Source organism: Ancylobacter sp. SL191 (assembly GCF_026625645.1).
GTDB lineage: Bacteria > Pseudomonadota > Alphaproteobacteria > Rhizobiales > Xanthobacteraceae > Ancylobacter.
Genome location: NZ_CP113056.1, coordinates 3,239,974 through 3,254,634 on the forward strand (window position 1 = coordinate 3,239,974; position 14,661 = coordinate 3,254,634).

The 14,661-nt window shown below is 66.0% G+C and carries 7 protein-coding genes; 1 reads left to right on the top strand and 6 read right to left on the bottom strand.

Translation table 11 applies throughout. The features are described from left to right. Positions 1-17 precede the first annotated feature (17 nt). From OU996_RS14670 to OU996_RS14690, 5 genes are all read right to left on the bottom strand, one after another. Positions 18-1,031, bottom strand: coding sequence for a TRAP transporter substrate-binding protein (locus OU996_RS14670; RefSeq protein WP_267582348.1), 1,014 nt, complete (start codon positions 1,029-1,031; stop codon positions 18-20). Between the two features lie 80 nt (positions 1,032-1,111). Then, positions 1,112-1,882 carry an SDR family oxidoreductase gene (locus OU996_RS14675; RefSeq protein WP_267582349.1) on the bottom strand — a complete coding sequence of 257 codons (771 nt, stop codon included), beginning with the start codon at positions 1,880-1,882 and terminating at the stop codon, positions 1,112-1,114. A 13-nt stretch (positions 1,883-1,895) separates the two neighbouring features. Beyond that, on the bottom strand, positions 1,896-3,095 hold the full coding sequence (locus tag OU996_RS14680) for a mandelate racemase/muconate lactonizing enzyme family protein (protein ID WP_267582350.1): 1,200 nt from the start codon (positions 3,093-3,095) through the stop codon (positions 1,896-1,898). A gap of 159 nt (positions 3,096-3,254) precedes the next feature. Further along, positions 3,255-4,076, bottom strand: coding sequence for a FadR/GntR family transcriptional regulator (locus OU996_RS14685; RefSeq protein ID WP_267582351.1), 822 nt, complete (start codon positions 4,074-4,076; stop codon positions 3,255-3,257). A 467-nt stretch (positions 4,077-4,543) separates the two neighbouring features. After that, on the bottom strand, positions 4,544-13,072 hold the full coding sequence (locus OU996_RS14690) for a GH36-type glycosyl hydrolase domain-containing protein (RefSeq protein ID WP_267582352.1): 8,529 nt from the start codon (positions 13,070-13,072) through the stop codon (positions 4,544-4,546). Positions 13,073-13,179: 107 nt separating this feature from the next. Between OU996_RS14690 and OU996_RS14695 the strand changes: the two genes are divergently transcribed. Next, on the top strand, positions 13,180-13,446 hold the full coding sequence (locus OU996_RS14695) for a hypothetical protein (RefSeq protein ID WP_267582353.1): 267 nt from the start codon (positions 13,180-13,182) through the stop codon (positions 13,444-13,446). 262 nt (positions 13,447-13,708) lie between these two features. Here the strand turns inward: OU996_RS14695 and OU996_RS14700 are convergent, their stop codons facing one another. Then, positions 13,709-14,527: a metallophosphoesterase family protein gene (locus tag OU996_RS14700; RefSeq protein WP_267582354.1), complete on the bottom strand. Its 819-nt coding sequence runs from the start codon at positions 14,525-14,527 to the stop codon at positions 13,709-13,711. Positions 14,528-14,661: the final 134 nt, after the last annotated feature.

Genomic DNA, 14,661 nt, shown 5'->3' on the forward strand with positions numbered 1-14,661 from the left:
CCGGAACAGCGTTTCACTCAGTTGGCGCTGCGGGCCTTGTCGATCTCGGCGTAGAAGCCATCGACAAAGGCCTCGCCGATCTGCGGCTTGAACTTGGCCACCACCGGCTTCACCTGCTCCTGGATGCGGGCGAGCTGGTCGGCCGGCACCTGATCGACCTCGACGCCGGCTTCACGGAACTTGGCGATCACGTCGCGGTCGCCCTCGTCGAGCAGCTTGCGCTGGAGCAGGCCCGCTTCCACCGCGGCCTTGCGGATCGCGTCCTGATCGGCCGGGGTGAGCTTGTCCCAGAACTTCTTCGAGGCGACGAGCGCGACCGGCGTGTAGACGTGGTTGGTGATGGAGATGTACTTCTGCACTTCCTGCATCTTGTTGGCGTACATGTGCAGCAGCGGGTTCTCCTGCCCGTCGATCGCCTTGACTTCCAGCGCCGGGAACACTTCGGAGAACGGCATTGGCGTCGCATTGGCGCCAATGGTCTTCCATGTGTCGAGCGCCACCGGGTTGGCCATCACGCGCAGCTTCAGGCCGGTGATGTCGTCGAGCTTGGTGACCGGGCGGCGGCTGTTCGACAGGTTGCGGAAGCCCATGCCGGTCCAGGTCAGGCCGACGATGCCCGAGGGCTCGACCTTGGCGAAGATCTCCTTGGAGGAGGCGCCGTCGAGCACGGCGTACACTTCCTTGGTGTTCTGGAACATGAAGGGCAGATCCCAGACCTGCACTTCCTTCACCCGCGAGGACAGCGGCGCCAGAGTGCCGATGTAGAATTCCTGCGTGCCGGCCTGCACCGCCTGGAGCTGCTTCTCGTCGCTGCCGAGCACGGCGCCGTGATAGGTCTGCACCTTCACATTGCCATTGGTGTAGGTGCCGACCAGCTCGGCGAACTTGTTCATCGACGCGGCCTGCGGATGGCTCTCCGGCATGGCGTGGCCGACCTTGGCCTTGATCTCCGCCGCGGCGGGGAGCGCCCCGAACAGGGTGGCGGCCAGCAGCGCGGCGGTGAAGGCGCGGCGTCCGGTAACGGTCTTCATGGGTCTTCTCCTTGGTACGATCTTCTTGAATGCGATCTTTTGGGTGCGATCTGGTTGCTTACGGCGTCGTCATGCGCTGCTTAGAGGACGGCCAGCATCCCGCCATCGACGTAGATGAGCTGGCCGTTGACGTAGTTGGAGGCGGGCGAGGCGAGGAAAACGGCAGCGCCCACCAGTTCGTCCGGCTGGCCCCAGCGGCGTGCCGGGACGCGGCCCTTGACCCAGCCGTCGAAGGCCGGGTCGTTCATCAGCGCCTCGTTCATGTCGGTCGCCATGTAGCCGGGACCGATGGCGTTGGCCTGAATGCCGTGCTGCGCCCATTCCGCGACCATGGAATGGGTCAGAGTCTTGATGCCGCCCTTCGCCGCCGTGTAGGGGGCGACGGTGGCGCGCGCCGCCTGGCTCATCAGCGAGGCGATGTTGATGATCTTGCCGCCGCGACCACGCGCGATCATGCGGCGGGCCGCCTGCTGGCTGACCAGGAAGGCGCTGGTGAGATCGACCTCGATCACCCGGCGCCAGTCGGCCGGATCGAGGTCCACCATCGGCTTGCGGAACTGGATGCCGGCATTGTTGACGAGGATGTCGATCTCGATGCCCTCGGCGTCGAGCGCGGTGAAGGCGTCGGCCACGGCCGCGTCATTGGTCACGTCGAAGGGCAGCGCATGGGCGGAAAGCCCCTCGCCTTCCAGCGTGCGGCATGCCGCCTCCGTGGTGTCGGGCTTGGTGCCGTTGAGCACGACGCGGGCGCCCGCCTGGGCGAGGCCACGGGCGATGCCGAGGCCGAGGCCGCGGGCCGAGCCGGTGATGAGGGCGGTGCGCCCCTCGAGCGAAAAGAGCTGGGTGGACATGAGCGGGTCTTTCTCAGAGCGCGCTGCGGCGGCGGGTGATGTCGGGGCGCGTGAAGACTTCAGGACGCAGTTCGAGGCCGAGGCCGGCGCCTTCCATCGGGTAGGCGAAGCCGTTCTCGATGCGCGGCAGGTTGGTCACCAGCTCGGTGTACCAGCCGCGATAGAAGGCGCGGACGGACTCCTGGATCAGCGTGTTGGGCTGGCTGAACGAGCAATGGATCGCCGCGGCGAAGGCGACGGGGCCAGTGCAGTCATGCGGGGCGAAGGGCCGGTGATAGGTGTCGGCCTGCGCGGCGATCTTGCGGCCCTCGGTGAGACCGCCGGTCCAGCACAGATCGACCATCACCACGCCAACCGCGTCGACATTCAGGAAATCCTGATAGGCGAAGCGCGAGCCGAGCGTCTCGCTGGCGCAGACCCACACATCGGTGGAGCGGGCATATTCGGCCAACGCCTGCGGCGAGTTCATGCGGATGGGATCTTCGTACCAGGTCGGGGCGTAGGGCTCGAGCGCGCGGGCGATCTGCTTGGCGGTCGGCAGGTTCCACAGCGAGTGGAACTCGACCATGATCTCCATCTTGTCGCCGACCGCCTTGCGGATCTTCTCGAAGGGCTGGATCGCCGTCTTCATCTGCTCGGCGGTGATGTAGTTGCCGCCGGTCTCGATGCCGGCCGGGTCGAAGGGCCAGATCTTCATGGCGGTGATGCCTTCGTCGAGCAGGCTCTCGGCCAGCTCGTCGGCCCGGTTCATGAAGGCGTCGAGATCCTCATAGGGCCCCTCGGCCTCGCCGATACCCCAGGTGGAGACCGGCTTGATGCTCATCGAGCGGACATATTTGTAGCCGGCGCAGGTGTTGTAGAGGCGCAGCTTGTCATGGGCGAGGCCGCCCAGCATCTGGTGAACCGGCTGGTTGCAGACCTTGCCGAAAACGTCCCACAGGGCGAAGTCGATGGCCGAGGCGGCACGGTACTCAACACCGGTCGAGGCCTGCGCCAGCGGCAGGTTAACCATCTCGCGGTTGAGCGCTTCGATACGCAGCGGGTCGCGGCCGAGCAGCCGGCCGGCCAGCGTGTCGTGGATATGAGCTTCCACCGCCCCTGCCCCATAGAAGGTCTCGCCAAGGCCGATCACGCCCTCGTCGGTGTGGATATGCACCCAGAGCAGATTGGCGAATTCGGCGAGGCGGATCGTCTCGATGGCTGTGATTTTCATGGCGCTTGCTAGCTGTTCCGAGGGTGCGCTCCGCCGTTGCTTGCCCGGCGGGGGCGAAGCTGGCAGGGAAACCGACGATGTGAGGCACAGGTCCGCTATCCCGGCCCGCACGCGGCAGCCGGGGGATGGCGGATGATCAGGCTGCGGACAGGCGCAGCGTCAGGTCAGGACGGTCCGGTCATGGCGTTCCTCCGCAGCCTCGTGGCTGTTGTCAGGGTCGAGCTCTTGATCGGCTCGTAGTTGAACTTCCGCGACGCTGGCGGTCTGGGCCGGCGTGCGAAACGCATTGGGATTGGCGCTCAGGAGCTGGCGCATGTCGCGCTCGGCATCGTCGAGCAGCTCGATGATGGCGTCGCCCGCCTCGGACGGGCGGCGGTTCTCGATCGCCTCGCACACCCGGCGGTGCAGCGGCAGCGAATGGGCGCGCCCGCCGGGCACGGCGGCGACGCGCTCGAAGCAGATGCGCAGCACCGTCGCCATCACGCTCTGCAGCTGCGTGACGAAAGGATTGGCGCAGGCGCGGATGATGGTGCTGTGGAATTTGAGGTCGGCGGCGACATAGTCGCCCTTACCGTCCACAGCCTCGGCCATCGCCTCATAAGCCTCGCGCAGCGCCTTCAGCTCGGCCGGCTGCGCCCGCTGGGCGGCGAGCCGCGCGGCGGCCGGCTCGATGATCCGGCGCAGTTCCATGATGTCGGAGCCGAGAGCGAGATCGACGCCATTGGCATCGGCGCGCCAGATCATCACCTCGGGGTCGAGCAGGCTCCAGCGGCTCTGCTCCAGCACCACCGTGCCGGTCCGCCGCCGCGCTTCCACCATGCCCTTTGAGGCCAGCCCCTTGATCGCCTCGCGCAGCACGATCCGGCTGACGCCAAGCTGCGCGCACAACACCGGCTCGGCCGGAATCACCTGGCCCGGGCGATAACGGCCCGCGCAGATGTCCTTCCCCAAGCGATCGAGGGTGTCGTGGTACAGGGTCATGCAATCATCATACGTATGATGATTGGGCCGTCAATGGCCGATGGCGCCGAGGGCACAGGAAGAGAGGATGACTCCCGATGGCTGCGACAGGCGGCGAGCCGGTCCAGACAGCCGACCGCTCTACCTAATTCGTCCCGAACGATATTGATCTCGACGCTGGCAGCCACTCTTGCCGAGCGAGTCACAGGTCATCAAGGTGCCGCGACCCGCGATGGGGGCGTCCGGTCAGCGCCGTTCGGAGGCGAATGCTTTGGCTGCGCAAGAGGATGGTGGTGCCGAATCGCCGTCATGGCAGCGTAATGGTGCCGATCACCATCCGAAGGCAAAGCGAGTGCTCAACGAGGCCACGTATTTCCGTGTGCTACGTGAACTTGCCTGACGCATCCCAGCCTCTGCCCTCCCCCAATATCAGCCGCGATCCAAGATACAGCGGTTCGGGCGCCGGGCCGCGAGCGACCCAGAGAAAACTACGCCTTCGCTATAGCCCCATGACGCCCGACGACCAGGCGATGTGCCGTGCCATCCAGCGGCACGCGAAACACGCCATCGACGCGCTTGATTGGTAGGCCGTCCAGCCGCGCGGCGACGTCCGTATGGTTGTCCGCCGTCGGTCCGACCACAATGTCGTAGGGCGTGCCCGCAATCGTCACCCGCGCCTCGAATCCCGGCCAATCCTCGGGAATGCACGGCGACACGGTGAGGTGCGCACCTTCCTTTCGGATTCCGAGAATACCCTCGATGCCGGCGCGGTACATCCAGGCGGCCGAGCCGGTGTACCAGGTCCAGCCGCCGCGGCCGGCATGGGGCGCGACGGAGTAGACGTCCGCCGCCAGCACATAAGGCTCAACCTTGTAGGTCGCGACCTGACCCGGCGAGGTGCCATGGTTTATCGGGTTGAGCAGCGCGAACAGGTCGTGCGCCTTCGTGCCGTCGCCGAGCTTGGCGAAGGCGAGGATCGCCCACATCGCGGCATGGCTATACTGCCCGCCATTCTCCCGCAGGCCGGGCGGGTACCCCTTGATGTAGCCGGGGTCGCGCGGTGTGTCGTTGAAGGGCGGCGTGAACAGCAGCGCAATGCCCTCCTCGCGGCGCACCAGATGCCGCTCCAGAGAGGCCATGGCCTGCGTGGCGCGGGCTGTATCGGCAGCGCCCGACAGCACGGCCCAGGATTGCGCGATGGAATCGATGCGGCACTCGTCACTGCCGCTGGTGCCGAGCCACGAGCCATCATCATAGGTGGCGCGGCGGTACCAGGCGCCGTCCCATGCGTTACGCTCGATCGCCGCGCGCACCGAGGTTGCATGCGCGCGCCAGCGCGCCGTGCGGACAGGATTGCGCGTCTCGGCGAGCGGGGCGAAGATCTCGACCGTACGGATGAACAGCCAGCCGAGCCAGACGCTCTCGCCCTTTCCGCCCTCCCCAACCCGGTTCATGCCGTCGTTCCAGTCGCCGGTGCCCATCAGTGGCAGGCCGTTGGCACCGGTAAGCTCCACGCATTGGTCGAGCCCGCGCGCGCAATGCTCGAACAGCGAGGCGCTCTCATGCGATTGCATGGGTTGGAAGAAGGCGTCGTGTTCCCCGGCCCGCAATGACGGTCCCTCGAGGAACGCCACGTGCTCGTCCAGTATCGCCGCATCGCCCGCCGCGGCGATATAGGTGGCGGCGGCATAGGCCAGCCAGACCCGGTCGTCGGAAATGCGGGTACGCACACCCTGGCCGGAATGCGGCAGCCACCAATGCTGCACGTCGCCTTCGACGAACTGCCGGGCGGCGGCGCGCAGCAGATGGCGGCGGGTCTCCTCCGGCTGCGCGAAACTCAGTGCCATGCCGTCCTGCAACTGGTCGCGGAAACCATAGGCCCCGCTCGCCTGATAGAAGGCCGAGCGTCCGCGGATCCGGCAGGCGATGGTCTGGTACAGCAGCCAGCCATTCAGCATGATGTCGGTGGCGCGGTCCGGCGTCTTGACCTGCACAGCGCCAAGCAACCGGTCCCAATGGTCGGTGACGGTCTTCAACACGGCATCGAGATTGGTCGCGCGGTAACGGGCAATCAGCACGCGTGCCTCGTCCGCCGTGCGGCATTGGCCGAGCGTTGCGACGATCTCCACGCTTTGTCCGGGTTGCAACACAACGTCGGTCTGCAGCGCGGAGCATGGGTCCAGCCCGGCACCGGTCTTGCCGGAGAGCGGCACCTTGCCCATCAGCGTGGCAGGCGCCGAGAGCTCTCCATTTCGGCCGAGAAACTCTGTGCGGTCGGCGGTCCAGGCGGTCTGCAGGCCGCCGAGATCGGCAAAGGCCACACGCCCATGGCTGATCGCGCTCCACGCGTTTCGAGCGAACATCGCGCCGGTTGCGATATCCATCTCGGTGGCGACAAACGGTGCCGACGCGCCGCGCACGGTGCCGAGCACCCACTCGACATAGGCCGTGACCGTGAGGCGGCGCGCCCGGTCGGAGGTGTTGGTCAGCGTCAGGCGCGAGATCTTGATCGGGTCGGTCAGCGGCACATAGTGCAACAGGTCGAGCGCGACGCCGTTGGCTTCGTGCGAAAAGCGCGAATAGCCGAAGCCATGGCGGGCGATGTAGCTGCCACCGTCGCGAATGGGAAGCGCGGTCGGGCTCCAGATATCGCCGGTCGCCTCGTCGCGCACATAGAAGGCCTCGCCGATAGGGTCGCCGACCGGGTCATTCGACCATTGCGTCAGCTGGTTTTCGCGGCTGTTCTCCGCCCATGTATAGCCGCTGCCGTCCGCCGAGACCTGGAAGCCGAAACCGCTGCCGGCGATGACGTTGATCCACGGCGCCGGCGTCGTCTGCTCGCCGTTGAGCTGGATGACATATTCGCGGCCGTTCTTGTCAAAGCCGCCAAGCCCGTTGAAGAACTCCAGCGACAGCTCGGCCGGCGCCGCCATCGGCGCCGCGGGGCGGCGGCGGGGCGCAACCGCCGGGCGCGCCGGAAAGGCCGGAATATAGCTCAACTGGTTGGCAATCGAGCCACGACGCGCCGAGAGTACGACGCGGGCGACCGATTGCAGCAGCCCGCGCCCTTCCAAGCTCATCAGATCGGTACGCAGCACATGAACCGCGCCCTGCCCCTTCTCGTCGCCAAAGCGTGGGCGCGACTGGTTCGAGCGCACGGCGGTCTCGATGGCGATCTGCAGGTCCTGCACATAGGACGAGGCGTGCTCGTTGAGGATGACCAGATCGACCGCCAGCCGCTTCATGCCCCAATATTCATGGGCGCGTAGAAGCTGGCGCACTTGCGCCATGTCCTCGAGATCGTCGATGCGCAGCAGCACGATCGGCAGATCGCCGGAGATCGAATACTGCCACAGTGAGGATTGCGGCCCGGCGCCGCGCATGATGACGTCGGAGGGCACGCGGAAGCGGGAATCGGCGTAGATGATCGGCGCGGCAAGCCGCTGGAAGTCGGCGGCCTCCTCGGCCTTCACGTCGAGATGGCGGAGTTGCACCTGCGCCTGCGTCCACGCCAGCGTCTTCGCCCGCTCGAACGCGTTGCGGTCATGATGCTTGTCGACGAGGTTGAGCAGTTCCTCGCGCGACGACGCGACCAGCGTCCAGAAGGCGACGCGCACGGTCCGTCCGGCGGGCACCTTCACGCGATGGCGCAGCGCAAAAACCGGATCGAGTACGGTACCGACCGTATTGGACAGCGGTACTCCCTCGCGGATGACCGCCGCCTCGCCCGGCTCGCGGTTGCGGCCGAGAAAGCGGGCTCGATCGGTCTCGTATTGCAGCGGTTCGAGCATCTCGCCCTCAATGACGGCGAAATGCGCGGCCCAGACCTCGGCCTCGTGCGGCGAGCGCAGCCGGCGGGTGGCGATCAGCGCGCCAAATTCCGGGCGGTGTTCCGTCTCGACGAACATCTTGGCAAAGGCCGGATGCGCGTTGTCGGTCGCGGGCGTCGCGAGCACCAGCTCGGCATAGGAGGTGAGTTCGATCTCGCGCGCCCGCCGGCCGCTATTTGTCAGCGAGACCCGCCGCACCTCGCCATCATCCTCGCCGGAGACCAGCAGATCCATGGTGGTGATGAGTGAAGGGCTGCGGTGGATGAACTCGGCGCGGTCCTCGGAGAACACCACGTCGTCATGCTCGGCGGCTACGCCGAAGGGCTGGGCGCCGGCCGACCATAAATCGCCGCTTTGGCTGTCGCGCAGAAAGATGTGCGAGCCCTGCACGTCGCGCGTCGGATCCTCGCGCCAGCGGGTCACGGCAATGTCGCGCCAGCGGCTGAAGCCGGTGCCGGCCGTGGTCACCATGACGACGTAGCGACCATTGGAGAGCAGGTGCGTCACCGGCGGGCCGCCCGATGGCGGCTTGAGCGAGCGCACGTTCGGCGCATCGCCGGGCTCGCCCCTGGTGGAGGCCTTCACCTCTTCGGCGCGGGGATAGGCGACGATCACATTGCGCGGCATGCGCTCCTGCAACAGCAATTCGCTGGCCTGGATGATCGGCTCGCGGTGGAAGCGCGCGCGCATCTTTCCGCCGTGCAGCACATTGGCGATGGCGACGATCGTCATGCCCTGGTGATGGGCCATGAAGTTGCGGACGATGGCGACGCTAGCATCATCGGGCCGGCGGGCCGGCGTGAAGTCCAGCGCCTCGTAGAAGCCGTAGCGCCCGTTGGCCCCCATATCGGCGAGCCGGTCGAAATTCGCCCGCGCCCCTGAGGGGTCAATCATCGCCGCCAGCCCTGTGGCATAAGGCGCGATCACCAGATTATCCGACAGGCCACGCTTCAGGCCGAGGCCCGGCACGCCGAAATTCGAGTACTGGTAGGTGAATTCGAGATCGCGCGCGTTATAGGCGGATTCCGAGATGCCCCAGGGCACGCCGAGCCCATGCGCATAGCTCTGCTGGCGCGCCACCACCAATCGGTTGGTCTGTTCCAGAAGACTGCCGGTCGGCGCGCGCATCACCAGCGAGGGCATCAGATATTCGAACATCGAGCCGGACCACGATACCAGCGCGGAGCCGCTGCCGAGTGGCGTCGCGGTGCGCCCGAGCCGGAACCAGTGCCGTGTCGGCGCATCGCCCTTGGCGATGGCGAACAGGCTGGCGAGCCGGGCCTCAGAGGCCAGCAGGTCGTAACAGCTCGGGTCGAGGCAGTTGTCGGGAACGCTGTAACCGATGGAAAGCAGCTTGCGATCGGGATCGAGCAGGAAAGCGAAATCCATCGCCAGCGCCATGTCACGCGCGGTCTGGGCGATGGTGCGCAGCCGGTTGCGCAGCGTGCGGGGCGCATCCGCGAGATAAAGCCGATCGCGCTCGTGCTCGACCACCGCGACGCGTAGGCGTTCGGTCCAGAACACCAGATCCGGCACGCCGCTTTCGTCTGCTGTCGGGGTCAGGTCGGCGGCCAGGCGCAAGGCCTTCTCGGAGAGCCGTATCAGTGTCGGCGTCGAGGCCTCCAGTCCCTGTCCGCCGCGCAGCAGCGCATTGATCTCGACGAACAGGCTGTCAAGCTGGCCGGTGCGCTCGTCGGCCGCCATCACCTGCGTCGTTCCGAGGGCCTCGCGGGCGAGGACTATGGCGTCCGCAATGCCGGCCTCGGCCTCATATGTGAGCGGCGCGGCGATCCACTCCTCGCAGGCGACGGCGACAACGAGAAGATGGCCGGCGAGATTGCCACTGTCGACCGAGGAGACATAGGCCGGCTCCAGCACCCGCAGGTCGCGCGTGCCGTACCAGTTGAAGAAGTGACCCTTGAAACGCGCCAGGCGCTGCATGGTCGATAGCGTCGCCTCCAGGCGCTCGACCGTCTCCATCGTCCCGGCCCAACCGAAGTCGCGCGCCGCGACCGAGGACAGCAGATAGAGCCCGATATTGGTCGGCGAGGTGCGGTGAGCAATCACCGGCTTGGGATCCTCCTGGAAATTGTCCGGCGGCAGCATGTTCTCGGACGACGTGACGAACGTTTCGAAGAAACGCCAGGTGCGGCGGGCGATCAGCCGAAGAGCGCGGGTATCAAACGGTGAGACCGCCAGCGTCCTGGCGATGGGCGGCGAACGGCTTGCCCAGAAGGCCAATGCGGGCGCGGCCAGCCACAGCGCGGCGAAGGGGAGGATGACCGGCCACGACGCCGGCGCCCAGGCGAAGGCACCAAGCGTCATTGTCAGCCCGAGCGCGGTGCCGCCCTGCATCCCGCGATAGAAGCCCATGAGATCGAGGCGCGGCTGCGCGCCCGCTACCGCCGCTGTGGTCCATTCCAGCAGGTGCCTGTGGGTGACGAACAGCCGGATCAGCGTGCGTGCCACCGCATCTCCAAGTCGCCAGCTTTGATCCGGGAGGAAGGCGAAGGTGAACGTTGTCTGCAGGAGCGCGATGCGCAGATCGTCAATCAGCGCCGTCACATGGCTGAGCAGCCGGATCCCCCTCCCGCGCGGCACAAGCGAGAACAGCACCGGCAGAAAAGCGGGGATCGCAATCGCCGCGATAAGCGCGAGCACGGCTTGGGCATTCCACGGTGCCGGAGCCAGCCAGCTCACGCCCAGCGCCGCCAAGGTGAACGGCGCCACCAGCGAGCGGCGCAGATTGTCCAGCATCTTCCAGCGGCCGAGCGTCGGCACCGCATGCGCGCCGGAACGCAAGCCAAACACCCAGGGCAGCAACTGCCAGTCGCCACGGGTCCAGCGATGCTTGCGCTTGGCGATCACGTCGTAACGGGAGGGGAAATCCTCCACCACCTCGACATCGGACGCCAGACCCGCGCGGGCATAGATGCCCTCGAAAAGATCATGGCTCAGCAGCGCGTTGTCCTTGATCCGCCCGGCGAGCGAGGCCTCGAACGCGTCGACATCATAAATGCCCTTGCCGGTGTAGGAGCCCTCGCCGAACATGTCCTGATAGACATCCGATACCGCCGCCGCATAGGGGTCCATGCCGCCGGGGCCGGAATAGACGCGCTGGTAGAGCGAGCCGTCGCGCCCGATCGGCAGAGAGGCCGTCACACGCGGCTGCAGAATCGCATAGCCACCGACGACGCGCTGCTCGGCCATACTGAATTGCGGCCGGTTGAGGGGGTGGGCCATCTTGCCAACCAACCGCACCGCCGCATCGCGCGGCAGGCGAGTGTCGGCGTCCAACGTGATGACGTAGCGCACGTCGGCCGGGGCCCGCGGCGGCTGGCCGTTGAGGGCGATAAAGCTCGTATCGGTGGCGCCGCGCAGCAGGCGGTTCAACTCGTGCAGCTTGCCGCGCTTGCGCTCCCATCCCATCCATTTGCCTTCGCCTTGGTTCCAGACGCGGTGGCGGTGAAGCAGCAGGAAGCGGCTCCCCGACAGCGCCGGCCCATAGCGGCGATTGAGCTGCGCGATTGCGGCCGTGGCGGTGGCAAGCAGGGCCTCGTCGCCCGGAACCGTTTCCTGGTCGGCATCCATGCCGTCTGACAGCAGCGCAAAGGCGAGATCGCCACTGGAGCCGGTGAGGTAGTGAACCTCCAACCTTTCGATCTGCTCAAGAAGATCGGCTTCGCTGGTGAGGAGCGTCGGCACCACCACCAGCGTGCGCAAGGCGGTCGGAACCCCGGCCGCGAGTTCCAGCCCCGGCAATGGCGAGGCACCGAACGATCGGGCCACACCCCGGTTGACCAGCGCGCTGGCCGCATCCGACGCCGGCAGGAAGGCGAGCGGTGCCAGCAGCAACAGCCAGCCCGCAGGGGCGCCGGGAACGTTGAGCCAGAGGTAGGCGATGACAAGCAGGGCCAGCGTGGTGAGCAGTACCGCCACCGCATAGCCATGCACACCGAACGGCGCGTTCAGCCGGGCGATCCATAGCGGTGCCGGGGGTCGAAAACCGATGCTTCTTTCGAGCGCGACGCGGCCTTCGGCGATCAGATAATAGCCGGGATCGCAGGCGCTCGGCACCGCGCCGTTTGCACGGGCTTCGGCCTGGGGCCCGCCCGCACTGGCGCTCAGGGCACGGTGCGCAACGTCCAATTCGCTGACATGGGAGCCGCGCGCGAGTTGCTCGATGGCGCTGCGGTAGAGATTGCGGGTCGCAAAATCCATTTGATCGAAGCCGCTGGCGCCTCTCAGCGTTTTGTCGACCAAGCTGACGCTCTCGAACCATTCTGCCCAGTCGATGTCGGAGATCAGGCGCATGCTGGTGATGACGTTGCGCACCGAGACGTTCGACGCGCCCTGCCTCTGCTGCGCGTGCTGAACCACCTCGTCAATCGACGCGCCCTGCAGTCTCAAACACTCATCGAGCCAGCCCAACGCGGGCGTGGTGCGGGGATCCTGGTCGCGCAAACGCTTGGCCAACTGCGCCGCAAAAAGCTCGGACAGCGGCCTGGACGAGCGCGCGATAACATCGCGGTCGAAGGCGAAGCCGGCAAAGCCGGACTCCAGCACCCGATTGGCCAGCGCATCGGCTTCGGCACGTGCCTCCCGGCCGACCATGATCTGGTCGGTCAGGCGCCGCAGATTTTCGATCAAAACGATGCGCAGTGTGATCGCCACCGCCCATAGCTCGCCGATAGTGAGCGGCTCAATCCGTTGATAGGCCGCGACAAACCGCCGGAGCGCATCAGGATCGACGTGGCTGTCAGTATGAGCGACAAACGCCCAGGCGAGTCCGAACACACGAGGATAGCCGGCGAAAGGGCCGGCTGCCAATTTGGGCAATTGGCGGTAATAACCCAGTGGCAGGTCGTCCCGAATCTCGCGGATTTGCTCCTCGACGAGGTGATAATTGTCCAGCAGCCATTCGGCCGCCGGCACCACCCCGTTCCCCTCCTCCAGTTCGGCAGCGCTGGCGCGATAGGCGGCCAGCAGCACCTTGGCATTATCGTTCAGGCGGCTTTGCAAGGAGACGACGATCGGCGGACGCGGCGACACCGTTTGAGCAATCGCGAGGCTTTCGGCATGCTGTTCCAGCCGCTCGACGCCGAACAACTCTTCCCGGACAGGCGCAGTGTCGCTCCAGGGTGCGGACGGGCGGCGGTTGAGGACCGCGCGGAGTTTTGCCAGCATGATCGCCTTTCGGCCCGGCATCGCGCCAGGGATAACGGGGCGGAACGGGACCATGTCATTAAGCCGGAGCCTCGGGTGAGGTTCCGGTTAGGCGAGTGAGGGGCGGTGTGATTGTCGCGCCGCCGACGTTACAGCATTTCGCCGGATCGTGGCGAAGTCATCGCCGTCGGTTTCGCCGAGTCGGATATCGGCTGAACCAAGCCTGGATCGAGACGCGCACGGCTTTGGTGCTGTGCTGCCGTTCCCATTCGATGGGGGCCGGTGTGATCGCGATGCTGGCGGTCGTGATGTTCTTCACGCTGGCTGGTATCGCAGCCAGTCCCATGCGCATCATTGACCAGTTCTCCGCGAGTGCCGGATATGCACATCGTTGAGACCGAGCATGCCCCGCGTCGCGGGCGCCGAGACGCGCTACGGCCTATAAACGGCGGTGATCGGCGGGGCGCGTAGGATACTGACGAGATGCGACAGTCGACGTCCGTCGGCCGCGAAATCGCACGATAGAAGGAAACCGGCGGGGGTGGCGGGCCGCGAGCGACCAAGAAGAGAACTATGTGTTCGCTGTAGCGCTATGATCCAGTCCGTCCGGGTCAACGAACGCCTAATTCTCCTGATGGCCGGGTGCTGCGGCTACGGCTACGGCTTGGTCGACAGAAAAGCCTTATGGTCGCTATCGATAACCAGCCCGGTGAGGCGACCGGTCCGATAGGCGCCGGTATCAATGCCGATGCGGTTGATCCGCTCCTCCGGCTTGGCGCTGATCGTGTGTCCATGGACCACCACTTTTTCCAGCGGCATCAGCGAATCGAGGAAGGGGCCGCGCATCCACAGGAGATCATCGGGGGACTGGCGCTCCAGCGACGTTCCGGGCCGGACCCCGGCGTGACAGAAGAAATAGTCCCCAAACGACACCGCGTATTGCAGACCTTTGAGGAAATGCACATGAGCGGCGGGGACCGCCGCCACCAGCTTGCGATGCACCTGTTCGAGATCGGCCTGCGTCTTCAGCTTCGAGCGATTGAGCTTCACGCCATAGGAGCGCGCCGTGGCGTTGCCGCCGCTATTGACGAACACGCCATCAATGCTGGGTTGATCGAGAAAGGCGAGGAATTCGACGTCGTGGTTTCCCGCCAGCAGGATATAGCGGGGATCAGCCGCCTGAAGCGTGATCAGACGGTCGACTACGCCCCTTGTGTCCGGGCCGCGATCCACATAATCGCCCAAGAAAATGATCCGCCAGTCGCCCGCCTTCGACCGCGCGATATCCTCCTCGATCTTCTGCAGAAGTTTGTCGAGAAGAGGCCTGCATCCGTGGATGTCGCCAATGGCGTAAATCCGGATTCCCTCAGGGCCGCGCGCCTCGGAAAGGGTGACGAGGGGTGTTTTCCAAAGTCCAAAAATTCTCTGCCGACTCCAATCCGGAGCGTCAGAATGATGCAACGTGCCGTGGAACACAATATCGCGGAGGTCGAGCAGGCGGGGAGGACCGCCCCCCCGCCCCCGTGCCGGGGCTCATGAAAGCAACGGGGCCGGTACGCAGAGGGCGAAGCTCAGCACGGCCGCGACGTGAGGCCTGGCCGGGAGAAAAT

Bases quoted from the DNA above. Each gene is read 5' to 3' on its own strand.
- OU996_RS14670 (WP_267582348.1), bottom strand. From the start codon at position 1,031: ATGAAGACCGTTACCGGACGCCGCGCCTTCACCGCCGCGCTGCTGGCC.
- OU996_RS14675 (WP_267582349.1), bottom strand. From the start codon at position 1,882: ATGTCCACCCAGCTCTTTTCGCTCGAGGGGCGCACCGCCCTCATCACC.
- OU996_RS14680 (WP_267582350.1), bottom strand. From the start codon at position 3,095: ATGAAAATCACAGCCATCGAGACGATCCGCCTCGCCGAATTCGCCAAT.
- OU996_RS14685 (WP_267582351.1), bottom strand. From the start codon at position 4,076: ATGACCCTGTACCACGACACCCTCGATCGCTTGGGGAAGGACATCTGC.
- OU996_RS14690 (WP_267582352.1), bottom strand. From the start codon at position 13,072: ATGCTGGCAAAACTCCGCGCGGTCCTCAACCGCCGCCCGTCCGCACCC.